This is a genomic window from Bacillus sp. EB600 (assembly GCF_024494385.1).
Classification (GTDB): Bacteria; Bacillota; Bacilli; order Bacillales; family Cytobacillaceae; genus JAEVLT01.
The window spans coordinates 38,906-64,960 of sequence record NZ_JAEVLT010000026.1 but is presented as its reverse complement, the minus strand read 5'-3'; the positions used below and the strand labels follow the sequence as shown (position 1 = coordinate 64,960).

General features: G+C 36.6%; 20 protein-coding genes and 2 pseudogenes. 3 read left to right on the top strand and 19 right to left on the bottom strand.

Annotated features, from left to right (window positions below):
- Positions 1-54: 54 nt before the first annotated feature.
- Positions 55-896, bottom strand: a pseudogene (locus JN080_RS20770) (tyrosine-type recombinase/integrase).
- A gap of 235 nt (positions 897-1,131) precedes the next feature.
- Positions 1,132-2,337, bottom strand: a complete 1,206-nt coding sequence (locus tag JN080_RS20765; protein ID WP_256237888.1) for a COG3415 family protein — start codon at positions 2,335-2,337, stop codon at positions 1,132-1,134.
- Between the two features lie 284 nt (positions 2,338-2,621).
- On the opposite strand from JN080_RS20765, the gene JN080_RS20760 reads away from it, so the two are divergent.
- The 3 genes and pseudogenes from JN080_RS20760 (at position 2,622) to JN080_RS20750 (ending at position 6,987) form a co-directional block, all read left to right on the top strand.
- Positions 2,622-3,104, top strand: coding sequence for a hypothetical protein (locus JN080_RS20760; RefSeq protein ID WP_256237887.1), 483 nt, complete (start codon positions 2,622-2,624; stop codon positions 3,102-3,104).
- A 259-nt stretch (positions 3,105-3,363) separates the two neighbouring features.
- Positions 3,364-4,527 carry a site-specific integrase gene (locus tag JN080_RS20755; protein WP_256237886.1) on the top strand — a complete coding sequence of 388 codons (1,164 nt, stop codon included), beginning with the start codon at positions 3,364-3,366 and terminating at the stop codon, positions 4,525-4,527.
- A 1,100-nt stretch (positions 4,528-5,627) separates the two neighbouring features.
- Positions 5,628-6,987: pseudogene (locus JN080_RS20750) on the top strand (IS4 family transposase).
- Between the two features lie 278 nt (positions 6,988-7,265).
- Here the strand turns inward: JN080_RS20750 and JN080_RS20745 are convergent.
- From JN080_RS20745 to JN080_RS20670, 17 genes are all read right to left on the bottom strand, one after another.
- On the bottom strand, positions 7,266-7,631 hold the full coding sequence (locus tag JN080_RS20745) for a Na-translocating system protein MpsC family protein (protein WP_256237885.1): 366 nt from the start codon (positions 7,629-7,631) through the stop codon (positions 7,266-7,268).
- A gap of 51 nt (positions 7,632-7,682) precedes the next feature.
- Positions 7,683-7,838, bottom strand: a complete 156-nt coding sequence (locus JN080_RS20740; RefSeq protein WP_256237884.1) for an FbpB family small basic protein — start codon at positions 7,836-7,838, stop codon at positions 7,683-7,685.
- A gap of 135 nt (positions 7,839-7,973) precedes the next feature.
- Positions 7,974-8,813, bottom strand: coding sequence for an FAD synthetase family protein (locus JN080_RS20735; protein WP_256237883.1), 840 nt, complete (start codon positions 8,811-8,813; stop codon positions 7,974-7,976).
- 114 nt (positions 8,814-8,927) lie between these two features.
- Positions 8,928-9,059 (bottom strand): sporulation histidine kinase inhibitor Sda, encoded by a 132-nt coding sequence (gene sda / locus JN080_RS20730; protein ID WP_256237882.1) that lies wholly within the window; start codon positions 9,057-9,059, stop codon positions 8,928-8,930.
- A gap of 478 nt (positions 9,060-9,537) precedes the next feature.
- A complete protein-coding gene (locus tag JN080_RS20725; protein WP_256237881.1) occupies positions 9,538-11,292 on the bottom strand; it encodes an adenine deaminase C-terminal domain-containing protein in 1,755 nt (584 codons plus the stop codon).
- Positions 11,293-11,407: 115 nt separating this feature from the next.
- Positions 11,408-11,509 (bottom strand): sporulation histidine kinase inhibitor Sda, encoded by a 102-nt coding sequence (gene sda, locus JN080_RS29955; RefSeq protein ID WP_375141718.1) that lies wholly within the window; start codon positions 11,507-11,509, stop codon positions 11,408-11,410.
- A gap of 118 nt (positions 11,510-11,627) precedes the next feature.
- On the bottom strand, positions 11,628-12,161 hold the full coding sequence (locus JN080_RS20720) for an acyl-CoA thioesterase (protein ID WP_256237880.1): 534 nt from the start codon (positions 12,159-12,161) through the stop codon (positions 11,628-11,630).
- Positions 12,162-12,681: 520 nt separating this feature from the next.
- On the bottom strand, positions 12,682-13,623 hold the full coding sequence (glaH, locus tag JN080_RS20715) for a glutarate dioxygenase GlaH (RefSeq protein WP_375141717.1): 942 nt from the start codon (positions 13,621-13,623) through the stop codon (positions 12,682-12,684).
- A gap of 381 nt (positions 13,624-14,004) precedes the next feature.
- The gene (lhgO, locus tag JN080_RS20710) at positions 14,005-15,225 is read right to left on the bottom strand and encodes an L-2-hydroxyglutarate oxidase (protein WP_256237879.1); all 1,221 of its coding nucleotides are present in this window, start codon (positions 15,223-15,225) and stop codon (positions 14,005-14,007) included.
- A gap of 274 nt (positions 15,226-15,499) precedes the next feature.
- Positions 15,500-17,452: an AMP-binding protein gene (locus JN080_RS20705; RefSeq protein ID WP_256237878.1), complete on the bottom strand. Its 1,953-nt coding sequence runs from the start codon at positions 17,450-17,452 to the stop codon at positions 15,500-15,502.
- 389 nt (positions 17,453-17,841) lie between these two features.
- Positions 17,842-18,177 (bottom strand): DUF3870 domain-containing protein, encoded by a 336-nt coding sequence (locus tag JN080_RS20700; protein ID WP_256237877.1) that lies wholly within the window; start codon positions 18,175-18,177, stop codon positions 17,842-17,844.
- A 126-nt stretch (positions 18,178-18,303) separates the two neighbouring features.
- A complete protein-coding gene (locus JN080_RS20695) occupies positions 18,304-19,062 on the bottom strand; it encodes an SDR family NAD(P)-dependent oxidoreductase (protein WP_256237876.1) in 759 nt (252 codons plus the stop codon).
- Positions 19,063-19,173: 111 nt separating this feature from the next.
- Positions 19,174-20,322: an acyl-CoA dehydrogenase family protein gene (locus tag JN080_RS20690; RefSeq protein WP_256237875.1), complete on the bottom strand. Its 1,149-nt coding sequence runs from the start codon at positions 20,320-20,322 to the stop codon at positions 19,174-19,176.
- 42 nt (positions 20,323-20,364) lie between these two features.
- A complete protein-coding gene (locus JN080_RS20685; protein WP_256237874.1) occupies positions 20,365-21,216 on the bottom strand; it encodes a 3-hydroxyacyl-CoA dehydrogenase in 852 nt (283 codons plus the stop codon).
- Positions 21,217-21,231: 15 nt separating this feature from the next.
- Positions 21,232-22,425: a thiolase family protein gene (locus JN080_RS20680; protein ID WP_256237873.1), complete on the bottom strand. Its 1,194-nt coding sequence runs from the start codon at positions 22,423-22,425 to the stop codon at positions 21,232-21,234.
- Positions 22,426-22,551: 126 nt separating this feature from the next.
- On the bottom strand, positions 22,552-23,733 hold the full coding sequence (locus tag JN080_RS20675; RefSeq protein WP_256237872.1) for an acyl-CoA dehydrogenase family protein: 1,182 nt from the start codon (positions 23,731-23,733) through the stop codon (positions 22,552-22,554).
- A gap of 216 nt (positions 23,734-23,949) precedes the next feature.
- A complete protein-coding gene (locus JN080_RS20670; protein ID WP_256237871.1) occupies positions 23,950-26,028 on the bottom strand; it encodes a (Fe-S)-binding protein in 2,079 nt (692 codons plus the stop codon).
- Between the last annotated feature and the right edge of the window lie 27 nt (positions 26,029-26,055).

Genomic DNA, 26,055 nt, shown 5'->3' with positions numbered 1-26,055 from the left:
CGGGTGCAATAGTAAAAGGCAGCGGGGTGCCCGTTGCCTTTTGCAAATCCATTTTTAAAAATACTTTCTATAAAATTCTCTTCTAAGGCTTCCGCTTAATTGAGCGTAAATCCTAGTGGTCTCGCATTTTTCGTGCCAAAGTAAACTTTCAATTACATCAATGGGAGAGCTCCGTTGTTCAATAGATGTGTGGCGTAGCTATGGCGTAGTTGGTGTGGGTGAATTTCTTTGTTGATCCCTGCCCGACTTGATATTCGTTTTATAATGTATCTCATTTGTCCAATACTCATTCTATGTGGGTGACGTTCTGTAACAAAAATAGCCGGGTCTTTATCCAGGCGAAGGTCCAAGTATCGTTTCAGCCAGATTTCACACCGTATATTATAATAGACTTCTCTTTCCTTATCACCTTTTCCAAGCACAATGGTAGAATGATTGGACCAATTAATGCTATTTTTATCAAGAGAAACAATTTCACCTATTCTACATCCCGTCGAAAACATAAATTCGAATAATGCCTTTTCCATTGGAGTAATACACGCTTCCCTCAAATGTTCAATTTCTCTCTCCGTTAAAAATTTTGGAATCCGCTTTCCCTGTTTAGGTTCTTTGATTTTGGCAGCCGGATTTCTGGGCATATGCCTTTCCTCGTGTGACCAACGAAATATCGATTTAATAAATCGGATTCGATGAGCCAAACTTGATGGTTTTAGGTGTTCACTGGATTTTGCTAAGTATCCTTTCAATTGTTCGGTCGTCAATGTTTCAACATTCACATCGTTAAAGTGTTGGATAAGTAGCTTAGATTGGAGCTTATACGCTTTTAATGTCTGAGGAGAGAATCCTTCGATTCTTTTATCTGATTCATAAAGTTCCCAGGCTTTTGATAATAACAAAATAATTTCCTCCTTTTCGGCAAATAAGAGGAATTATTGCCTTGATTATTGAAATGGAAACGTGCAGATATTGAACTATCGTGGCAGTTTAGTTGGAATATGAAACCTTCTTTTTTGCACGTATTCTCATTGTATAAAACTTGTAATTACGACTTTTCTTAGTTCCTTTAAACAACCGACTTCAAAAACCATAAATACCCCCTTTAGGTACACCAAAAAAAACCACTAGCTTATGCTAATGGCTCTTTGATTTCCTTTTTCTATAGTAAACTTTATCCGCACAACTTTTGCCGCAATATTTAGCAGGTCTTGATTTATAAGTAATATCTTTACCACAAAAATGACAATAATTTTTTTCTAATTCGGGTCTTTCAAATGGTTTTAATTCACCAATTAAACTTTTAAATTGTTCAAAAGTGATATCAGAATTTGCATTCTTTTTTAGATTCATTTCTTTTTGGATTAATCTTAAATTAATAGGATTAGAAATATCTTCTGGATGAACTTTATGAATCCATCCATCCCAAACAGAAAAGATATGATCTATGTGCATACCTTCAGGAATATTAGCTCCATTTTTTGTGTAATAAAAATAAGATAGATGTCCAGCAGTATTTTGATAATACTTGAAATTATCAATCTTATCCCTTTTTTTACTGAATGTTTCCATTCTACTTTTAGTTGTTTTCTCGATTAACTCATAAGGCATTTTATTCCCTCTTTTAAAAGGTGAAACATCAGGTAGAAATTTCTTGTAAAAATTCTTGATGTTCTTTGTTACATAGTCCCTTAATCCAAATTGATCCACCCTATCAGATATCACAATTTCACTAACTCCTAATTCACGACCAATTTCAGCCATTGTTAAACCTTGATCTAATAATTCAATTAAAACCTCTTTATGAACTTTTTCAATATTAGCATTCCTTTCCTTATGAACTAATGAAACAGCCTCATTATAAGATCTTAATTCGATATTCATTGACTTAAAATATCTATACATCCAAGTTGAAGAAACACCATACTCTTCTGCAATTTTAGGAATAGGCATATTTTCTTGAAAATACTTCTGTTCCAATTCTTCTTTTGAAATATTTAAAGTATTTTTTAATAACTTTTTTTCTATTGCAATCCTTGTACCTTCTTTAGTATCCCTTAATGGAATACCATGTTCTTTTAAAAGGTTTGTAATAGTTTTACGACCTACTCCCAACCTTTCCGCTACTTGATCTGGATTAAGTTGATCATGAATATATAACTTTTCTAATATTTCCTTTTCAATTAATATCTTATTTGTTTTTCTGGGTCTTTCTGGAATTCCATAACTTTTCAATCGCCTAGCAATCGTTTTACGACCTACTCCGAATCTTTTACCAATTTCCTCATGTGAAAGATTTTCAGCACGATATAACCTTTCTAAAGTTTCTTTATTAATGTCCATTTAAGCCACTCCATTTTAATCAGATATTAATTTAATTATATCGGATTAAAGGAGTCGTTTACGTTTTCTACCTCCTAAAGAAGGCATTAATACATATTTTTGTTCTTTCAACTCGTTTAATTTGTTGAGAGCTTCAGAGAGGGGCTTTTATTATAGGCTGTGTTAAACAATGATGTTGATTTCCTTGTTGAACTAACTGGCAGATTACTTGGACAAGAGAAAATAATAATAAGGTTTAGTTTGAGGAATGTTAAAAAAAACATTTCAGAAGGAAGTTGACTTATATGGATAAAAAAAAGATATTCTCTTTAGCAATGCTGATTGCACCATGGCTAACTGTTCCTTTTATGGGAAAAAAGCCATTTTTTAGGTTTTTACCTGTAGCAAGTTTTGTTAATTTATTCCTAAGTATTTTTAGTGTAATTGCTAATAAGAAAAGATGGTGGAAAAATAAAAACCCCTTATATTCTGGTGTTCCTATAGACTTTTCATTTATATTAGGTCCTTTTTTTGTAACTACACTATGGGTATTTAAACTAACATACGGCAGTTTTCTCAAATACTTAATTACAAATGCAGTATTGGATGCTATTTGTGCTTTTCCTTTTTATGCTATTAATAAAAAAGTTGGAATTTTTGAGTTTAAAAAAATGACACGTTCAATTTGGTTTTTTATATGTGTGTCTTTAGCAATTATTATTTATGGGTATCAGTACATTGTTGAACAAACAATTAAGAAAGCAAATAATTCCCAATCGGAGTTGTAAGTGGCTATTAATTATTCTGTTATTCAATAATGGGCGGCATTACTTCAACAAAGAGATAATGCTTTTTTTCTTCAATTAGCTAAAGCTTTATCTAACAATGTAGAAGTTCGTAAATGTGACTACTGCGGACATATTTTTGAAGTTACACACAAAAGGCAAAGGTTTTGTCCCCCACTTCCAAATAGGAAAAGATCTAGTTGCGAAATGGCTTACAATAATCGTTTAAAAAAAGAAAGGAAACTGAAAGGAGAAAAGTAATATGGCATATATTCACAAACGGAGTAATGGAAAATGGGCTTATACGGTTTCCTGTGGTATAGAGCCGCTAACCAAAAAGCCAAAACAAATAACCAAGTCGAGCTTTGCTACCAAAAAAGAAGCTACTTCTGCTGCCCGAAAAGTAGAAGCAGAGGTGGAAAATGGGACGTTTTTAAAAGAAACTAAAATGACTTTTGAATCCTTTGCTAAAGACTGGATAAAGGTATACGCCCAAAATACAAAAATAAGCAGTGTAAGAGCACGTAGTAAAGAAATGAAACACTTTATATCCGTATGGGGACCTTATCCACTTAAAAAAGTCAGCAAACAAATTTATCAAAAGCGAATAATGGAGCTATCTGAAAAGTACAGTCGGAATTATGTAAGTGGCATTCATGCTTGCTGCCGAATGATTTTTAATCATGCGGTTGAACTGGGGCTCATTAAAATTAATCCCACTGAAAATACTCATTTACCAAAGTATCAAGTAAAGGTTGAAGAAATTGAAAGCAAAAAAGAGAAGATAAAATTTTTAGAGAAAGAGGAGTTAGCACAATTTTTACGTATTACTGATTCAAATGGCTTAGATATGGATTCTTTGATTTTTACCACACTTGCCTATACAGGTTTACGTATTGGAGAATTACTTGCTCTTAAATGGACTGATTTTGATGAAGAAAAAGGGTCATTGCGTGTTACTAAAACTTTATACAACCCAAATAATAATATTAAAGGGTATGAGTTACTGACACCTAAAACATCGGGATCTATCCGAACCATTCGAATTGATGAAAGACTTGTAAAAATGTTAAAGCGGCATGCGATCAAGCAAAAAGAAATAAAGTTCCAAAAAGGGCCTCTATATGTGGATAATCAGTTTATCTTTGCGCGTGATGATGGACACCCACAATTAAGAAAAGTGATTGAAACTAGGCTAAAACGTTTATTAAAAAAGGCAGATATTGATAAAAACATTACCCCTCATTCATTCAGACATACACATACATCTCTTTTGATTGAGGCTGGTGTGGGAGTAAAGGAGATGCAACAGCGTTTAGGGCATACAGACATTAACACAACCATGAATATTTACGCGCATATGACAGCCAATATGGAAGAAAAGGCCTCCCACCAGTTTAGTAAACTGATGAAAGACCTTCTATGATAAGATGGCTTTTGTGAAAAAAGTGAGCATTTTTTGCTTACTATGAGCAAAAGTATGAGCATTTATCTTAATTCCACTTAAAAACCCCTATATATCAAGGCTTTATGATGTTTATTACATCATGCCGCCCATTCGTCTCAATTCAAAATAGAGAAAAACCAATTAAAAAAATGGCTTTATATCAACGTTTTGAAATACTCAACTTAAATATCGATAAATAAAATAAAAAAAGGACGAGGACACATAGGAGGACAATAAAGGAGCCAATTTTCAAAAAGAAAAGGGATCTTTGACATTTATTTAGCCACAGGGTTAGGGGAAATGAAGGTTACGCAAACGATTCAAAGACTGTATTTTTTCCGCTCTTTAATTTACTCATAAAATATGAATAAAAACAAAATATATTTGTTTTGGGAAAGCCTGATAAAACAGGCTTTCTTTTATTTGAACAATAAACTGAAGTTAAATACATATTATGTTTTGTGGTCAAAAAAAAGCTTTGTTTATAAAGGGTTCCGTTTGAATAAAACTGGTGATGAATATTTACTTGCTGTTTAAACCTTCAATGAAATAGTCCATATACGAGTCAATATAGCCATCCATAAAACCTATATCATGATGATCTTTGCCCTGGTAAAAAAATCGTTTTTTGTATGATTCTATTGCAATTTTTAATAGTTTATTACTTAACGGAGTATGGAACCTAGTATTAACTTGTGCAGATTGTAACCGTGGTGACATCCGTGATCCAATAAAATATATGGACAAAGTCAGTGAAGTAACTATAAACCCTTTCAATTTGGCGGGTGACGAGACCCGCCTATTTTTTATACATTTATCCTGTACATACTCCGTTAAACCCCAATGCACAAAACTTCACTAGACTATCTACGTGCATTTCCCGTTGAATCTTTTTTCACTAATTATAAGTAACTCAACTTTCGCACCTAGAAAAATGTAATGAGTTTAACTCGCTGTAATGTTCGGGGCTGTTGAAATATGGTGCTTGACCTCAATAAAGGCAAGAAAAAACACCTCATCGTTTGGTATAGTTGATTTGACTAGAATCACAATATCCAAACAGAAGAGGTGCCTCCTATATGATATCGAATAATGGTCAAAATAAGCACTACCAAATGAACTAACATCCACATTTAAACAATTACAAGTGCTAAAACATCTAAGAAAAGCTGGTATTACAAAGTCTTTTGGCTTTTCTTGTGGTTTTCTTTTTCAACTGATTTTTTGTTTGATCTTTGAAAACAAGAACTGGTTTCGGACGCTTGAAAGTAAAAAATCTGCCGATTTTCCTGCTAAAGACGCTGTCTATCGTTTTTTAAATAAGTCTACCTTTGCATGGCGTAGATTTTTACTTTCTCTTAGTGCTCACACGATTGGCAAAGTAACGAAACTCTCGAATCATGACAGACCGAAGGTCTTGGTGTTAGATGATTCTTCGTATGATCGAAATCGTAGTAAATACGTTGAGTTACTAGCTCGTTGTTTTGATCATGCTTCTCAAAAAATGAGATTTTATAAAGGCTTTCGCATGCTTACCCTTGGCTGGTCAGATGGTGCCACGTTCATTCCTGTGGACTTTTCTTTATTAAGCTCAAAAACAAGCCAAATTAACGGAATTACAAGTAAAATCGATAAGCGCAGTTCAGGTTACAAACGACGCCTTGAAGCATTACAATCTGCACCAGAACAAATTCCAGACATGATTGAACGTGCTCTGAATGCTGGTATTGATGCCTCTTATGTGTTAATGGATACTTGGTTTACCCATCAACCACTCATTAAGAACATCAAAGAACAAGGGCTAGATGTAATTGGCATGGTTAAGAATTTAAAGCAACGTTACTTTGTAGATGGGAGCGCGTGAGCTTGAATGAACTTTATCGTTTAGCAGCACCCATTCAAGGAAAAAAAGGTCTTCTTCGATCCATACAAACCACCCAAGCCAACGGAGTTCCAGTCAAAATGGTCTTCGTTCGTAACCGTAATAAAAAGAGGGAGTGGCTAGCTATTTTGAGTACAGACTGTACGTTAGATGACCAAGAAGTCATCAGAATATACGGCATAAGGTGGGACATCGAAGTCTTTTTCAAGACAACAAAATCCTTATTAAAACTCCAAAAGGAGTTTCAAGGTCGTTCCTATGATTTATTAATTAGTCATACAACGATTGTTTTTTCCCGATACATTGTGCTGTCCTGGCAAAACCGATGTAGCACGGATGAAAGAACACTAGACGGTATGTTTTATGAACTCTGTGATGAAATCAGTAACCTCGATTGGGCTATTGCTCTTCAGCAATTAATCGAGCTTCTTGAAGATACCCTTAAAGAGAGTAACAAGAAAATTCAAAAGTTTATCAAAAGTCAACTACTACAATGGATCGCAGGCTTGCCCAACTATATCAAGGCATATCTGCCTATTTCAGTGTGCGAAAGTTGAGTAATTACAAGGATTTGTACAAAATTAAAATTCTTTAAATTAGATCGGTTAAATGAATTTCAGCTTTTTCTATTCTTTTTTTACAAAGCGTTTATATTATATGGGCTTCAATCCCTTTTTGAAAAAAATTTAAAAAATTTATGCATGTTCAGTTTCAGGAATTACTTCAGGAACGTTTGCTGGAACGTTTATTTTCATCTAGTGCGACAAAAGTTAAAAGAGCAGTTGCTCCTATTTTGCCCCTACTACTTTTTAAATATTTTTGTACCAGAACCCTTTTATGCTAATTTGTTTTCTAAATCACTTGAAAGTTTAAAGACCATAACTCGTTCTCCTGAGGTTGTACTAATATCTGTGTGAAAACTCACTACCTCTTGATTTGTTAGAGTAAAGATAATCTTCTTTAAGTCTTCCGCACCTGATTCTACCAAACTATTTCGGTTCCTTTTTAGGGATAACAATCCCTCTTTATCTCTACATAGTGAATATACAGCAGGAGTTAGTATACGATGTAATGTAACTATAACCATGTCTCGTAAGATATCTGATTTAACTGATATTGATCCGCGTCCAAGATAGTTTTTCTCCCAATGAGTTAAAGTCTTACTTATTTCGGCTTCAAGAATTCCTTTTGACCTATCCAAAATGATTCCCCTCTCTTATTAAAAGTTAGTTAACTACCTAATAGACAACACTCATTTCACCGTTTTCATTTCTTTAGATAATTTTTCAATATGCTTTATTTCAATTCTTTTTTCAATCTGCTCAAGTAATTTCGGATTGTTTTCTAAATTTTTTATATTACTCTTTATTAATTCATCTAGATTTCTTCTATTTAAAGATTTTCTCATCAGATAACCTCCTTAAAAAATTTTCCTATTTTCTCTTTACAGCGGTAGCTTCTAAGGGCAGTAAATGATAAATAATAATTCAAAAAGAAGCTGTTTGATCTCTTGGCGACCATTTGTGTAATTAATAGTTATTCACTAGGATATTAATATTTTTTCATTATAGTGTTGTACATTGTCTTCCACGATGTGGCGATACCAGACAATCGATAACCTCCCTTTCAGGTTAGGTGGAATCTCTGTCGTACATTTTAGTGACGGACCAACCTGTGTTTGGATGACAATCACTTCTGTATCCTTAGCACATGTTTCATTTTTTACCGTAACAGCATAACGCCCTGGTGCAGGAAGTGTATAGTAGGGATGCGGCTTTAAAATCTCCCCATCCCAATCACACTTGACCTCATAGTAGTGACCAAGAAAATGGGGCAGTTCTTCGACATTTCCCGTTAACAGTCTTTCGCGAATACTAGTAGAACTTATTTTCTCCCCGTGGTATCCTACTTTTCCTAAATTTGTAATATTTATACGTCCTTCTGAATCACGATTTAACCGATCCATATTTCCTGAACCCCGGCATCCATAACAAAAATCAAAACCAGCGACTGCATGGACGACACCTAGTTGAATTAAATATTTGGCAACAAACTGTTCTGGGGGAAGAGCAGCAAATTCTTTATCGAATTCAACAATGTAGAATGTATCAACACCTAAGCTTTGCAGCCTCTCCTCTTTTTCGGATAGCGGCATTAAATAGTGCACTTGTTTTTTACCGTTTGTTATTACCGTTTTAGGATGGGGAAAGAAGCTCATCACGGCTAATTGTACATTTTTTTCTTTCGCCTTTTCGTAAGCAGTGTTAATCACTTTACAATGCCCAATGTGGAGACCGTCAAAACAGCCAAGTGCACAAACACACGGTTTTGCTTTTTCCTGCCAAGCTCGTAAGTTTTCTCGATTCAAATAAATCGTTTCCATAAAGTCTCCTTTCAGCCACCTACAATGTGGCAGGCTATTCTTCTATTAATGAACGGTAATGGCCGCTGTAAAAAACAAGTGATTCTGCATCTTCAATTTGATAAAAACAAAACTCTAAAATTTGAAAAATAAACTCCTGTTCATTAATTCTTCTTTTAAAAGGTTAATAAATTCTTTAGCAATATTATCTATTTTTAGTGCTACCATGTATGCCTCGATCAATTCTTTGTCACTAAGTTTCTTCATTTCTTACCCCTTTCTAATTTAATTTCAACAAATTTAAATTTTCCTATGGAAGAAAAATACAATATAAATGGATTCCTAAAGTTAGGAAACTCTGATTAATACTCTTCAAGTCAGAAGTTTTCTAGTATATGACTATTTACATCATTTTGAAATACACGGTTTGTTCGGATAAGATTCCTATCCTATCTCCCTAAATCTATGTTTATTTCTATTTAATTTGATAGTTGCAATTTCCGTACCAACTTTTTATTCTTATAAAACTTTATTTCTTCACCGTGTGGATTCGTAAAGATGATAATATTCGCAAATTTGCGAAACACCCTTGCAAAATTAACAAATTGCAAACATTTTCTATAACGAAATATGCTTTCTAAAAAGTACCTAGTAGTCTATTTGAGGCAGCATCAGGATTTTGACAATTTACCAAGAAAAAAACAAATTCATTTTCCAAACCGAAGTCAGGAAAATGAATTTGTCTTTACTGATTTTTTCTCCTTATTGTTGGAGGTACTAAAACCTTCCTTTTTTTTACATCATATAAACCACTTGGAGTCAATCGAATAAACGGTAAATGCGTTGCTGGAAGAAATAATAGAGTGAAAGCAGGATCTTTATATTTATAGCCTCTGTTTTTTAATAACTGTATCATTTTTTTCTCTTCCTTTATTAAAAGGCCCATTTCTAGATTAGACATAATCCCACATAAAGGTAAAGGAATCTCATGAATAATATGATTGTCTTCCACCAAAACCATTCCCCCGCCAATTGCTTGCATACGTTCGAAAGCCATTCGCATATCCGTTTTATTTTTTCCTATAATGATGATGTTGCCTGCACTCGAATACGAACTGGCAAATCCGCCCAAATATTGGCCAAACCCTTTTAATAATGTATTGACTCTCCATGATCCGTCTCTGGCCACCATCATTAGGAAGCATTCATCATGGTCAAGGGATAATTCTTCACTACTTACATCAATGTTACTTTCATATGGTATGGTAATCACATTATTTCTTAAGAGGATGCCCGTTGTTGTTGAAAAAGTCAAATCATCTTCTTGTAAAGTCCATTTTAAGTCCAGGGGTGAAAGCTGATATGTTTCCCAATCAATGGATGGCGAATCATATTGATCTTTCCCATCCCTCTTAATCCATTTTCCCTTTGCTAATACACTGGCTGGTGTAGGGTTTTCTTTGCTCTCTATAATATTTATATTCGCTATTCTCCCTGTAGCGATGGATCCATGTAAATGTTCCAGATTATAATAACGAGCAATATTATAACTTGCCATCAGATAAGCATCTATTAATGGGATTCCATGATAAATAGCTTTTTTGATTAATTCATCTGTCATTCCGTTTTCATAAAAGGAAGGATGGGATCCATCGTTGGTATAGAAAAACCGATCAAATTTTTGAACACCTAACCCAATTAATTCTTTTAAAAGGATATCTAAATCTGGTCGAATTGATGAATGTCTTAGGGATACCGTATAGCCCTGCAGGAGCCGTGTCATGGCTTCTTTACCTGTCATGGCTTCATGATCACAATCTGCTCCCATTACCATTAATTTTGCTAAAGTCCGTTCGGAGGCGCCTGGGAAATGCCCTTCTACCTTCTTGGTTAACCTCTTTGTTTCTTGTAACCAGGTTAACATGTCGTTATCGCCATTGACTAATTTCGGCCACTCTGTTAGCTCTCCACCTTGCAGCACAGATGGATGTTGGATCCATGGCATGATCTCTTCATGATTAAAAATTTCATGCTGATTCAACAGCTCGGTATTTCCATCAAACCGGCACCACCAGTACATGCTTGATGGTAGGTTATTAAAATCATTTATTAACTCAAAAGCTTCTTCATTCGTGAGCTGAAGAAAAAAGGTTAAATTGTCGCTAATTAACGTCGTTGTCCCAAAGAATCCCGCATGTTTTGCTAATGTAAGAGGGTTGTATAGTTGACAGGGGTGGGCATGTGGTTCAATATATCCAGGAACTAAAAATTGATCCTGACAATCTATTACTTCGCATCCATCAATGTGTTCAGGAAAGTTCTCTCCAACATAAACAATCCGATCTTCATAGATCCAAATATTCGCTACTAACCATTGTTGTAAATACGTATTTAAATAGGTTGCGTTTTTAAAGATTATATGAGGATGGATGACTCCATCAAGGACCCCTACTTGTTTTCTAATTTGATTGTTGCTCCATCTGTAGCTTTTATTATCCATTCTATAACCCCCAAATGGTTACTTAAAATCAGGTTTATTGGTAACATTTTTTCACATCCCGCAATAACTAAAATGATGAATTCCCAGCAATAAAAAGTAAACGTCTATTCATTAATTATTCTCTTAAAAGGTCTACAAAGTCCTTTGACATTTTATCTATTTTAAGTGCGACGGTATATGATTCTATCAAATCTATATCACTTAGTTTCTTTATCATTTTCCTACTCTTTTCATACGAACGGAAAATACAAGGTTTAATGAATTTGTGACGAACCTATGATGGATCCCCTGTAGGATTTGAACTTCCCGTAGGGTTAGGAGATAAATACCGACTATCATAAAGAAATCTCTACAGGATCCACTCCAGGAATCGCTGTTGAATAAAACTTGAACCATTCTTTGCTTTTTTCTTTTCTTTCTATTCGGATTCTAGCTCGCTCTGGTGCGGTTTCATTTAATTTTTTTTCTTCCTCTGTTTCAGGAATAACGTCAGGAACCCTTGCTGGACGTTTATCTCCATCTACTCCGACAAAAGTTAAAAAGGCAGTCGCCGCTATTTTACATTCTCCGCTTTTTAAATCTTCTGCTATTACCTTCACAAATATTTCCATGGATGATGAACCCGCCCAAGTTACATATGATTCATAACAGACTGCATCGGTCGTTCGAATCGGTGTTAAAAAGTCAACAGAATCCGTTGAAGCGGTTACACAATTGGTGCGGCAATGTCGTAATGCCGAAATGGAAGCCACTTCATCAATATCACTCATGACTCGCCCACCGAATAAGGTTTGATGACTATTTACATCACTTTGAAAGACACGGCTTGTTTGGATCACTCTTGATTCTCTACAATACTTTGCATTCATGGTACTAACCTCCTCATCTTAACTCTTAATATCTAATGATTTGCTTCTATGTTTGATCATTTTTACTAGAACGCTATTTTTCGATTTTCGTTTTTAAATTTCTACATACTATGTATAATGCAATTTCCATACCAACTTTTTATCCCTTCTAACGTAACTATTTACACGATGTATTTCGCACAGGAGATAATACTCGCAGAAATGTGAAACATGATTGCAAAATAAGAAAATTCACCTAGAAAATCTTTTTGAAAAGAAGCTTTTAATAAGACCCATAGTCTATATATGGTATGAACAGAATCTTGACCATTAAAATAAGACAAATTCATTTTCCATAGCTGAGTCAGGAAAATGAACTTGTCTTTTATGAATTCCATTATTTTATCAATGGGCTCAGTTAAAGTTTAATGTTGAAAATAAACCATTTGTATGCATGCGAATGGGTTTTATTATAACGAATAACGTAATAAGCATGTGTACGAATGGAGAATTTATTATCAACACTAATGTTTAACACAGCCTATGAATTAAATCGTCCTCGTTGGCGTAACAATTCACGGTTTAAATTCGGATCCTTTTCAAAGGCTGCACGTCCGTGTAACCAAAAAATATTATTAATGACTACAAGATCTCCCACAGGAAGCTCTAATTCGATTACACTTTCATCCTTTTCCATAGAGTTGGAAAGGTCATATAAATATCTAGCTTGTTCAATATTTTCAGGATTGACAAATTGATCAATAAAACAAATTCCTGGCTTGTTATGATGATTAAAGAATGTCAATCTTTCAATTTCTTGACTTACATTTTTACTGCTAGGTGCTTTATAAAGAAATTTATGATGGCCTAATGGATGATTCGCATATTTGTCTAAATCTTTCCAATCGTCAAGATGCAGTAATCTTGATTCTCCACCACGTGCATGTTGTTCTACCATTTTCATCATTAACAGCCAGTCAGTTGGCTCATCTACAAACGTTCCATCCGTATGGAGTGTAAATAAACGATAGGCCTGACGTAAATAAGAATCACTATTATCTGTATCTTTCACAGTGAACCGTGCATAATATTTTCCAGACATTGCATCAAAGTTTGGGCTGCCAATTAAATGAGAAATCGCCGTTGCGAAAATCACATATTCATCGGTATTTTCTGTCACTCCCTGCAAGCCTAGAGTAAAGCCCCCTGTTTCTCTATCATGAAGAATACTGCTAAGCAGCTCTCCAAACTCTTCTCCGACCTGATCTAATAAATAAGAAGCAGTGAGATGGCGTGCATATGGTGTATATTCCAAGTGTTGAACGGAAAAACCCTTCTGACTTACTGTATCTAGAAAATTGGTAATACTCTCTTTTGACAATTCAATGTGATACAAACGATTTGTTTGCGGATGAAAATTAACTTGATAATTTGGTGTAACCTTTTCAAATTTCGCTTTCTGCTTTTCTGCAATACCCATCATTCATTCCTCCCGTTTTTGTAAAAAGTAATGTGGTAAACAGGAAAGATAAAAAGCCAGTTGTAAAAGGATACCTAAAACATTAGGAATCTAGCTTTTACAACTGGCTTATATTCACTTCCCTGCTCTATGGGAATAGAGTCACAGCGAATATGACAGTTTTCTGGTTTTTTACTTTCCCGTTCCTCGTATTTATTCCTGTTTACGATTTTGAAATGGTCTATTTCAAAAGGTAACCATGTAATAAATATTAATTATCCCTAATATAGCACCTATTTATATAGTTGTCAAATTATTTTCACTATTCAATATATTCTATAGATAATTTACGTTATACTAAAAAAATTCATTTACAACATTGAATCTACACCGTTCGAAAATAATTTAAATGACGGTGCTGATTCGATTCGTTAAATTCGACTGAACTGGAATACGTCTTACTACTTCTTTACCTATTTCAATAGAGGCTGTTGCTGCAGGGGACGGTGCATTACAAACATGAATGGAGCGTTTTCCCATAATAATATGAAAATCGTCTACCATATTCCCATCATCCTTCAATGCTTGTGCACGGACACCTGCAGGTGCTGGGATTAGATCATCTTCCTGTATTTCAGGAATTAATTCTTGAAGACTTTTTGTAAATTGCTTTTTGCTAAAAGAACGAACATATTCATCCAAGCCTTCTTTCGCAAATTTACCAGCCATCTTCCATAATCCAGGAAAGCTTAACGATTCCATTAAATCCTTCACATTAATATCAGTCTTTTTATAGCCCTCCCGTTTAAAACTTAATACAGCATTTGGACCTGCATCCACTTCCCCACTAACCATTCGGGTAAAATGAACTCCCAAGAATGGAAATTTAGGATTTGGTACAGGATAGATCAAATGTTTAACAAGATTTCGTTTTTCTGGCTTTAATTTATAATATTCGCCACGGAATGGTAAAATTTTCATATCTATTTTATACCCTGCCTTCGTTGCTACACGATCACTATGCAACCCAGCACAGTTGATGATCATACTGGCTTTTACCGTTCCACGATTCGTTTCAATCGTAACTTGGTCTGATTCTTCATGAATTTTCTCTACTTTTGTGTTTAATAGAATGACACCATCTTGTTCCTTTATAATCTCAGCAAATTTTTCACTAACTTGACGGTAATTCACGATACCTGCCATTGGAACCCGAATGGCACCAAGACCATTAACATGTGGTTCAATTTCCTTTAATTCATCTGAACCAATTCGATGAATGTTTAAACCGTTATCTAAGCCTCGTTTGTATAAATTTTCAAGCAAAGGTATTTCTTCCATTTTTGTTGCCACAATCACTTTCCCGCAAATTTCATGTTGTATCTCGTATGCTTGGCAAAATTCTCTCATTGATTGGCTTCCTTGTTTAGCAAAGCGTGCCTTAAAACTCCCTGGTTTATAATAAATGCCTGAATGAATAACCCCGCTATTATGACCAGTTTGATGTTGAGCAACTGACGACTCCTTTTCAATGACAACAACCTTTGCATTTGGGAACCTCTCATAAATAGCCATTCCTGTTGAAAGACCTACAATTCCTCCCCCTATAATTGCAAAATCATACATAATCATATCCCTCCTTTTATTATAGATGCAGCTAGATTCCACAGAAACTTCACTTATTTATAATTGCAAGTTCCGTGCCAAGCTTTTACTCCTAATAACGTTATTTCTCCACAAAGCAGATTCGCAAAGATGATAATACTCGCATAATTGAGAAACATAATAGCAAAACATCCTCTTAGGAGTACTTTTAGGAGTTTGTCCATTAAATAATTCTTGGATTTGTAAAACTCGTTTATTATCAGCATCTATACGCTGTCTATCAGGTTAAGTATTTTTAATTTTCAACAATAGTAAGGCTTCGAATTTGTTCAAGTGCATTGGGATTTTCCAATGACGACAAATCACCAATATCTGTACTAAGGTACGATGCTCGAATAGCCCGTCGCAAAACCTTTCCATTTTTTGTTTTTGGAAGATCAGACACGAAATGAATCGCTTTCGGACGCATAGATTTTCCCATTTTGATCAAGATTAAATTTAGAAGTTCTTTTTCTAGTACACTACTATCATATTCTTCTATCTTCTTTACTACAAAACAGACTGGTGCTTCCCCTTTCATTTTATCAGGTACACCAATTACGGCTGCCTCTAAAACACATTCATCTTCGATCAAAACCGACTCGATCTCTGATGGTCCTAAGCGCTTTCCTGCCACATTTAATGTATCATCTGAACGGCCTGTAATGGTCCAAAAACCATTTTCATCAATTATCGCCCAGTCACCATGAACCCATGTTTCAGGCCAACGATTCCAATAAGCTTCTTCATACCGCTCAGGCTCTTGCCAGAAACTTTTTGTCATACCAACCCACGGCCTTTTTAACACTAATTCTCCCAATGATTGACGTACTGCTTTTCCATTTTCCGTTAATACCTGTACATCCATACCAGGCACTGGGGAGTTAAACGTGATAGGTGAAATTGGTTTCACTAACACATTCATGAGAATCCCTCCGCCTATTTCTGTCCCTCCTGCATAATTGATAATAGGAATTTTGCCCTTTCCTAGTTGTTCAAAGAGCCATAACCACGGTTCAGGGTTCCAAGGTTCTCCTGTTGAGGATATCACTCTTAGCTTTTCAAGTTGATGATTCTCTAAAACTTCGTCACCGTATCTCATTAGGGAACGGATGAGTGTAGGTGAAACTCCTAAATGTGTCACTCTATGATCACTTGCTAGTTTCCAGATTCGATCATGTGAAGGGAAATCTGGCGCACCTTCATAAAAGACAGCTGTAGCACCGTTTATTAAGGCACCAAATAAAACAACTGGTCCTGTCAACCACCCCATATCGGCAATCCATAAAAACCTATCACTTCGTTTTAAATCCATTCCAATTCCTAAATCCAATGCTGCTTTAAGAGGGAACCCGGAATGAGTGTGCACGGCCCCCTTAGGTTTTCCAGATGTACCCGAAGTATATATCAACATCATAGGATCTTGGCTTTCCATTACTTCAGCTTCAGTTTCAAAATTCCCCACCGTTTCCAAGTCTGTCCATTCCATGTCGACTCCTTCTTTCCATGGAATGTCACGATTCAGTCGACGAACGACGACGACTCTTTCAATCGAAGAGGACGTATAAACGGCTCGGTCTACCTCTTCTTTCATCTTTATTTCTTTCCCTTTTCTTAAGAAACCGTCTGCTGTTATAATCATTTTAGCCTGTGCAGCCTCTAACCGGACTGCTAACGCATCGGCCCCATAGCCTGAAAAAGCTGGAGAAAATATAGCCCCTATTTTGACTGCAGCCAGAATAGCTACAGCTGTCTCTGGAATCATTGGCATATAGATCGCGATTCGATCGCCTTTCTTAATACCATGGTTTCTGAACCCTTGTGCTACTTTATTTACCCAATTATTCAATTCCGAATACGTATATTTCTTAACCTCTCCATCTTCTCCCTCCCATACTAATGCTAGTTGGCAGGAGGTATAAGGATCTTTTGCCCATTTATCGATCATACTGTGAATGATATTAATTTTTCCTTTTGTATACCAATTTGGATGCTTTATACCATTTGAAAGATCAAGGACTTGTTCATAAGGAGTGATCCAATCAATCCCCAGTTCTTGTTCCACCTCTCCCCAATACCATTCAATATCATTTACTGAAGCATTTAAAAAAGTTTCATAATCAGAGAATCCTAGTTTTTTCATCCAATTGTAAAGTCTAGTGGATTCCCTATATTCTTGACTAGGTTCCCATACAACCTGATTATTCATATGTTCACTCCTATTATAGATTTAGTTCTACGCCTTTCAATTCCAGGAATATTAATAAAATAACACTGCAATGATTAGAGCTGGAACGGCTGCTAATAAGCAAATCTGTAAACATGAAATATAAAAAGCCAGTTGAAAAATGCTACCTAATTATTAGGCACCACTATACCAACTGGCTTATATTCACTTCCCTGCTCTTTGAAAATAGAGTCACAGTGAAAATAACAGTCTTCAGGATTTTTTACTTTCCCATTTCTCCTATTTTAACTGTTTACGTTTTTGAAAAGGCTAGTCTTCAAAAGATAAGCACGTTATAATAGTTTACGATTTATACACTATATAAACATCGTTTTTTAGACTATTATTCTTCTTAATAAAATACATATGATCTAGAGAATTTTACTTTCAATTACCTTTATTTTTTGATAATGGAGAGCAAGGTCCTTTAGTGAGGCTACCAATGCATTCGTACCCTTACCTTGATAATAGGTTTGGATCGCATCGATCGCTTCATCCACTCCATCTTTGATACTGAACCCCTTCAATAGCTGTCCAATAAACTGACGTCCATGCTCGGTAGCCAATGTACAAGATGCTTCCAGTATCACTCCATACTTTCTATCTATTTCGGCTGTAATCGTCAAAGTTTCAAAGACACTTTTCGCTGCCATTCCCTGAGGTAGACGTGCATGCCCCGCAATAAACATCGTTTTTTCATTAAACATTGAAATCTACCCCCTCTCTCTAATAATTCCATGATCAACCCGAGCCTATTTGTTAAAAATTTCCTGAACTAGAATACGTCTTACTACCTCTTTTCCAATTTCAATAGACGGTGCTGCCGCATGCGTTTAGAGATGTGGCCAAATTCCACCAGATACAGGCATAATATGTCCTGTGATATAAGCTGACTCATCACTGGCTAAAAATAGCGCCGCATTGGCTATATCTTTTGGATCCCCTAACCTTCCCAATAATGTCTTAGAACGATATTCCTTAAGGGTTTCACTATCCATTCGGTCTACAATGGAGGTTTGAATTAACCCTGGTGCAATACAATTCACATTAATCGTTGGACTTAGCTCCTTAGCAGCCGTTCTAGTAAAGGAGGCTACTCCCGCCTTCGCTGCCCCATAATCAGCGTACCCTTTTTCACCGTCAAAATGAATGGTAGAAATGTTGATCATTTTTCCGTAACCACGCTGAAGCATCATAGGGGCAATTAATTTTGTACAATTAAAAGTTCCCTTTAAATTAAGCTCCATTGTTTGATCCCAGCGCTCTCCCTCTATTTCAAATAGAGATTTAATCATGTTCGCATCACGGATACCTCCCACAACATTCACTAGAATATCGATTTTATCAAACCTTTTATTTGCTTCATCCACGACTTCCTTTACTTCATCAAAATCTAGTACACTTGCTCTTATGGCTAAAATCTGATCAGCATCCATATATTCTAGCAATTTCTCTTTCGTTCGATTTAATCGATTCTCCGAAATATCCGTGATAACTAAGTTAGCACCCTCCTGGGCAAAACGTAACGCGATCGCTTCCCCCATTGGGCCCCCAGCACCGGTTATGAAGGCCACTTTATCTTTAATCCGCAAAAGAATCCCCCTTTTTTAGTTTTAAAGCTTTATAATTGAAACTTCCCACAGCGGGGGTTCCTTTCATTCCCACTGTGGGTTAGTTGATTATGTGAATCTAGTTAGCTTCCCTTATTGATATTTTCGATGCAATTGAGCTGCGATAATATTCTTTTGAATTTCAGATGTCCCTTCGTATATTCTCGTAATTCGGGCATCACGGTAATAACGTTCGATCGGGTATTCTGAAATATAACCCATTCCTCCGTGAATTTGAACGGCTTTATCCGCAACTCGACCATATGTTTCTGAACCAAGCAATTTGACCATTGCCGCTTCTTTAATTACATTCTTACCTTGATCAACCAGATTGGCTACATGATAAGTAAAGGCACGAAGCGCTTCAATTTCTGTCGCCATTTCAGCTAAGTAGTGTTGAATAATTTGTTGTTCAAAAATCGGTTTGCCAAACTGTATGCGCATATGAGCATAATCAAGTGACATATCTAATAATTTATCAGCGGATCCAAGATTTCTTGCCGCCATTGCTGCCCGTCCGTTTGCTAAGATTTTCAGCGCGTTGACATAGCCTTGCCCTTCTTCACCTAACACGTTCTCAACTGGAACTTCACAATCTTCAAAGAAAATCTCCCATGTGTGTGATCCATGAAGACCCATTTTCTTTTCTTTGTTTCCTAACTTAAATCCTGGGAAATCCTTTTCAACGATGAATGACGTAATCCCCTTTGGTCCTTTAGATGAATCTGTAACCGCCATTACTGTGAATACATCTGCAAGTCCAGCATTGGTAATATAGCACTTAGAGCCATTAAGAATGTAATGATCACCCTTTTTTACCGCTGTTGTTTTTAAATTATGTGCGTGAGATCCCGCACTTGGCTCAGTTAAAGCAAAGGCACCAATGTATTCCCCGCTAGCCATTCTCGGTAGATATTTTTGTTTTTGTTCTTCATTTGCCAATTCTACAATACCAACACTACCAATCCCTGTATGACCACCAATGACAGTTGTATATCCATTAATGGTTCTGCCAACTTCCTCTAACACAGCACATTTTCCAAGCATTCCAATCCCTAAGCCGCCATACTCTTCTGGAATACTAAGAGCAAATAAACCCATTTCCTTCGATTTCTCTAAAATGCTTTGAGGAATTTCATCTGTTTCTTCAATTAAATTTGCATGCGGTTCTACTTCATTCTCGATAAAGTCACGAATTCCCTGCTTTAAATATTGAATATCCTTTGATAGAACTTGTTCCATTTGTCTCACGTTCCTTCCATTCAATTATTTTTTTCGTTCTAATTATTGATAAGTGTAAAAACCTTGTCCCGATTTCCTACCTAATCTTCCTGCCTTCACATATTTAACCAGTAATGGAGATGGACGATATTTCTCACCCAGAGCGTGGTAGAGATACTCCATATTGCGAAGTCGGCTGTCCAAACCAACGAGATCAGCCATTTCCAGTGGACCCATTGGATGATTTAAGCCAAGTTTAATGGCTTTATCAATATCTTCAGCTGATGCCACACCTTCCATCAACATATTCATGGCCTCATTTCCGATAATGCAATTCATTCGACTCGTGACAAAGCCTGGAAATTCATTGACCTCAACCGTTTCTTTTCCCATTTTTTCAGAAACTTGACGGACGATCTCTACCGTTTTGTCTGAAGTATCAATTCCGCGAATAATTTCAATTAATTTCATACGGTGAACGGGATTGAAGAAGTGCATCGCTACAAATTGATCTGGTTTTTTCGTTGCCGCCCCAATTTCAGTTGGGCTCATCGTAGACGTGTTGGTTGCTAAAATGGCATGGTCAGGGGCAAATTCCTCAACCCTCTTAAAGGTTTCAATCTTTAATTCCATAATTTCAAGAATGGCCTCAATAACCAAATCCGCACTTTCCACTGCTTCCTGCAACCCTGTTGTATAGGTTAAATTTTGTTGTACATCATCACGTTGTTCACTTGTGATATATCCTTTTTCAACACTTGAATTAGCAAGTGATCCGTTATAATCTTTTGCTCTTTCGAGAGCTTCGGACGATATATCCTGAAGGGATACTTTAAAACCTGATAATGCAGCAGTATAAGCAATCCCACGCCCCATCGTTCCACTACCAATGACCGCAATCTTTTTGACTTCCATTTCGTTTCCTCCTATTTAAACTAAGCAATTTTCAAAAATGGTTGTAATTCCCTGTCCGCCGCCAATACACAATGTCACCAATCCATACTTCACGCCTCTTCGTTCCATTTCATGAAGGAGTTTTGTCGTAAGAACAGATCCGGTTGCTCCTAATGGATGACCTAATGCAATCGCGCCACCGTTTACGTTTACTTTATCTACATTAAGATTTAGTTCTCTGATTACGGCAATCGATTGAGCAGCAAAAGCTTCATTTAACTCAATTAATCCAATCTCTTCCAATGTTAAATGGGCTCTTTGTAAGGCAAGTTTTGTAGATGTAACCGGTCCAATTCCCATAATTTCAGGGGACACACCTGAAACAGCTTGTGAAAGGATCTTGGCCTTTGGCTGTACTCCATATTGATTCACTGCATCTTCAGACATCAACACAACGGCTGATGCTCCATCATTACGACCACTACTGTTACCAGGTGTAACAGATCCATTTTCTTTAAAAACGGGTTTTAAGGTAGCCAACTTTTCTAAACTTGTTAAACGTGGATGCTCATCCACCGCAAACGCTTTCACGCTTTTACGCTCCCGAACTTCATAAGGAACAATTTCTTTTTCAAACTTGCCAGAAGAAATCGCATCATGCGCAAGTTGTTGACTTCTCATCGCAAATTCATCTTGCTCTTCTCGAGAAATCCCATATTGCTCAGCTAAATTTTCCGCTGTTAAGCCCATCGTTAAATTCCCATACTTCTCAAAGGGTTGAGAACGTAATTGGCTTTCCGTATTCGAATCGACAAGAACATTATTTCCTGTACCTACTCCATAACGGGCATTACGAATATAAAATGGCGCTAAACTCATCGATTCCACTCCGCCTGCAACGATGACATCATTCAACCCGCATGATATTTGCAATGCTCCATTATTGATCGCTTGAAGGGACGAACCACACTGTCTATGAACCGTGTACCCTGGGACTTCTACAGGAAGTCCTGCACGCAGCGCAGCAAGCCGGCCAATATTGGGCTGATCTGACGTTTGTTTTGTCTGGCCAAGTATGACTTCTCCAACAGCACTTTTATCTATGTTCGCTCTACTAACGACTTCTTCAATCACTTTTGCGGCAAGAAAATCAGATGGAACATCCTTTAACGTCCCCCCCATTTTCCCAATAGCCGTACGTACTGTTTCAACTACATATACTGGTTTCATTTACTCCTCCTATAGAAATGAATAGATTTAAGGAGCCATAAACTCCTATAAATCTATTACTGTATTTGAATACTTATTTTAACGGATCTACCAATCACTAAATTATTTGAATCGGCATGTTCAGCTTCAATTTTTGGACGTTACTAATTGATGATTCGTAGATTTGTATTCTTTACCGATGATATCCTTCGCGATGACCATCATATTGGCTTGTGCCGTTCCATCCCCGATTTCCAAACCAATGACATCACGTAAACGCTGTTCATGAGGCATTTCCTTTGTATAAGCATAGTGACCGTTAAACAACAGACATTCATGAATCGCGTCTGCACCATATTTTGGACCTAGCCATTTGACAGATGCGGATTCCTTCGAGTGATTTAATCCTTGGTCACGAAGCCAAAGGCCACGATATGCCTGCCATTTGACAAACTCTAATTGCGTATAGTGAGTGACAATTGGGAAGGCTACCCCTTGATAAGTTGCTAGAGGTTTGCCAAAAGAAGTTCTCATTTTGACGTGTTCAATCGTCTCATCGATACTTTGCGAAGCGGCCCCTACACATTGAAGACCAATTAATAGACGGCTGAGATCAAACCCATTCATAACCTGGGAAAACCCTTTGTTTTCAAGGCCAATCAAATTTTCCTCTGGTACCACTACATCGGTTAAATAAACCGAACCACGTCCTACTGGAATGTTCCCCATATCCTCGTAACCTTTACATTCCACGCCTGGAAGATCAGAAGGAACGATAAAGCAACTAATCCCACGGTTCCCCAGTTCAGGATCTGTTTTAGCAAAAATGAGAAACGCATCAGCGACGGTTGCCACACTAATTCCGGACTTTTCACCGTTTAAAACATACCCATTTCCTTGACGGACAGCCGTTGTTTTAATTCCGCCAGCATCTGTTCCTGCAGTAGGCTCTGTAATCGCAATCCCGACGATTCTATCGCCACTTGCGATTTTTGGAAGCCACTCTTGCTTTAATTCCTCAGGTGCATGTTTATTGATAATTTCACCGATTAAAGCGTTCAACATAACGGCATAGGTAAGATTGAAATCGCCTCGACCAATTTCTTCAGCCGCAATCCCAGTGGTGACACAATCAGCACCACTTCCGCCATATTCGACCGGAATTCGAAGACCATTTACACCAAGTTCGCCTAACTTCTTCCACAAATGTCTTGGCGTGATCCCTTCTCTATCCCACTTCGTATAGTTTGGTAACAGCTCCTCTTTTGCAAAGTCTTTTAACATCTTACGAAAAAATTCCTGTTCTTCTGTGAATGAAAAATTTAACATTTTAATTCCCCCTATTGGTTATAGTTATTATTTATATTGCAAATTTCGTGCCAACCTATATCCTCGATATACAAGCACTAAAATCTAAGATTCTCGCAGAATTGATAATTTTTCGCAAAATTAAGAATCAATTTTGCAAGATTAAGAATTTTTCAAATAAGGTATAGCTTTCATCAATTGGGTTTTGATCATACTGATGGTGGTTATTCTTTTTAGTTACAGTGCTTTTTCTACAATTTCAACGATATCAAAGTTTCCTATCGTTTCTTCTAATTCTTTGGCTTTAACACCATCACTGATCATCGTTAAACAATATGGACATCCCGTACCAATCATGGTTGGTTTTGCCTCAAGAAGCTGTTCTGTTCTTGCCACATTAACTCTTTTTCCCGTCTTCTCCTCTGTCCACATCATCCCGCCGCCAGCTCCACAGCACATGCCGTTTTCACGGTTGCGTTCAGCCTCAACCAATTTTACCCCTGGTATTGCTTTTAATATTTCACGAGGTGGATCATAGACCGTATTGTAGCGACCTAAATAACAAGAGTCATGATACGTAATCACTTCATTTAGTTCTTTTGTAAAAGTTATTCTTCCTTCTTTGATCCATTGATACAGCAATTCTGTATGGTGATAGACTTCAGCCTCAAGACCAAATTCCGGATATTCATTTTTAAAGGAGTTATAAGCATGTGGATCAATGGTTACAATTTTCTTCACGTTATGCTTTTGAAAGGTGTCAATATTGGCAGATGCTAATTCCTGGAATAAGAACTCATTTCCAATTCGTCGAGGTGTATCACCTGAATTTTTCTCTTTATTACCAAGGATCGCAAATTTAATTCCTGCTACATTCATCACATGGGCAAATGACTGGGCAATCTTTTGACTGCGGTTATCATAGGATCCCATGGAACCAACGAAGAATAAATATTCGAATTCTTGTTCAGATTTTTCCATTTCTTTAACCGTTGGAACTTGAATATCTTCTCGGCCATCACGCCAATTTTCACGCTCTTTTTTATTAATTCCCCATGGATTTCCTTGTCGCTCGATATTTGTGATCGCGCGCTGAGCATCTGAATTCATTTTCCCCTCAGTTAAGACAAGGTAACGTCGCAAATCGATAATTTTATCGACATGCTCATTCATGACTGGACATTGGTCTTCACAGTTTCGGCAAGTTGTACATGCCCAGATTTCTTCTTCTGTAATGACATCTCCAATTAAGCTAATATTTTCGATTGTCGCTGCAGTTTCGCGAGCTCCGACACCCGCTATTGCCAATTGATATCCCTTTGTGTTTTTAAAGGCAAAGGTAGGTACCCATGGCTGTCTAGAAGTAATCGCTGCTCCTTTTTCTGTCAAATGATCCCTCATTTTCACAATAAGGTCCATTGGAGATAACACTTTTCCGGTTCCTGAAGCTGGACACATATTGGTACATCGTCCACACTCTGCACAGGCATAAAGATCAATTAACTGATTCTGTGCAAAATCCTCAATTTTCCCAACACCAAATGTTTCAGCTGACTCATCCTCAAAGTCAATCTTTTTTAGTTTCCCAACAGGGCCTTGTTTTTTAAAAAAGATATTGACCATGGCAAATAATTCATGAAATTGCTTGGACTGCGGTACAAACACTAGGAATGTGAATACAGTAAACATATGAACCCACCAAAATGCATAAAACAACACAGTGCCAACTGTTGTACCGATTCCAGAGAACAACATCGCAATAGAACCAGAGAATGGAGCATATACAAGGTTTGGTTCATGTCCTACCATAATTGCTTCAAATCCCAATGTAAGCAGGATGGATGAAGTTAAAGTAATTAAGGCGATATAGACAAAAGCTGCTTTGCCATCTCGCTTCCATTGTAATCGCTTTAACTTTTCTCCATAACGGCGGTAAAATCCATATATCACAGCCAACAACATAAGGAATGTAGCCCACTCCTGCAGAAGACTGAAATATTTATGGGCCTCACCAAAAGGAAATTCATACCCTGTAATAAATCCTTTTATGATGAGCTCTATAAGTCCAATTTGAATGATAAAAAAGGTATAAAATAGTATAAGATGCATCAAACCGCTTTTCTTGTCTTTGAATAATTTCTTTTGACCGAAGCCATTGATCAAGATCAGATTAATTCGTTCTTTCAGGTTTGGTTCAAATTCTGCTTTTTTACCAAGCTTTATAAATAAAATCCGGGTATATAGAAGATTGACAAATAAGTACACGGCATATCCTGCCACAGTTAGGTAAGCAAGTAAATTCAGTAATGAGAACATCCTTTTCATCCCCCTTCGATTACATCT

Coding starts and splice junctions, on each gene's coding strand:
- JN080_RS20765 (WP_256237888.1), bottom strand. CDS start 2,337: ATGGACATTAATAAAGAAACTTTAGAAAGGTTATATCGTGCTGAAAAT.
- JN080_RS20760 (WP_256237887.1), top strand. CDS start 2,622: ATGGATAAAAAAAAGATATTCTCTTTAGCAATGCTGATTGCACCATGG.
- JN080_RS20755 (WP_256237886.1), top strand. CDS start 3,364: ATGGCATATATTCACAAACGGAGTAATGGAAAATGGGCTTATACGGTT.
- JN080_RS20740 (WP_256237884.1), bottom strand. CDS start 7,838: ATGAGAAAATCTTTAAATAGAAGAAATCTAGATGAATTAATAAAGAGT.
- JN080_RS20735 (WP_256237883.1), bottom strand. CDS start 8,813: ATGGAAACGATTTATTTGAATCGAGAAAACTTACGAGCTTGGCAGGAA.
- sda (WP_256237882.1), bottom strand. CDS start 9,059: ATGAAGAAACTTAGTGACAAAGAATTGATCGAGGCATACATGGTAGCA.
- JN080_RS20725 (WP_256237881.1), bottom strand. CDS start 11,292: ATGGATAATAAAAGCTACAGATGGAGCAACAATCAAATTAGAAAACAA.
- sda (WP_375141718.1), bottom strand. CDS start 11,509: ATGATAAAGAAACTAAGTGATATAGATTTGATAGAATCATATACCGTC.
- JN080_RS20720 (WP_256237880.1), bottom strand. CDS start 12,161: ATGAATGCAAAGTATTGTAGAGAATCAAGAGTGATCCAAACAAGCCGT.
- glaH (WP_375141717.1), bottom strand. CDS start 13,623: ATGATGGGTATTGCAGAAAAGCAGAAAGCGAAATTTGAAAAGGTTACA.
- lhgO (WP_256237879.1), bottom strand. CDS start 15,225: ATGTATGATTTTGCAATTATAGGGGGAGGAATTGTAGGTCTTTCAACA.
- JN080_RS20705 (WP_256237878.1), bottom strand. CDS start 17,452: ATGAATAATCAGGTTGTATGGGAACCTAGTCAAGAATATAGGGAATCC.
- JN080_RS20700 (WP_256237877.1), bottom strand. CDS start 18,177: ATGTTTAATGAAAAAACGATGTTTATTGCGGGGCATGCACGTCTACCT.
- JN080_RS20690 (WP_256237875.1), bottom strand. CDS start 20,322: ATGGAACAAGTTCTATCAAAGGATATTCAATATTTAAAGCAGGGAATT.
- JN080_RS20685 (WP_256237874.1), bottom strand. CDS start 21,216: ATGGAAGTCAAAAAGATTGCGGTCATTGGTAGTGGAACGATGGGGCGT.
- JN080_RS20680 (WP_256237873.1), bottom strand. CDS start 22,425: ATGAAACCAGTATATGTAGTTGAAACAGTACGTACGGCTATTGGGAAA.
- JN080_RS20675 (WP_256237872.1), bottom strand. CDS start 23,733: ATGTTAAATTTTTCATTCACAGAAGAACAGGAATTTTTTCGTAAGATG.
- JN080_RS20670 (WP_256237871.1), bottom strand. CDS start 26,028: ATGTTCTCATTACTGAATTTACTTGCTTACCTAACTGTGGCAGGATAT.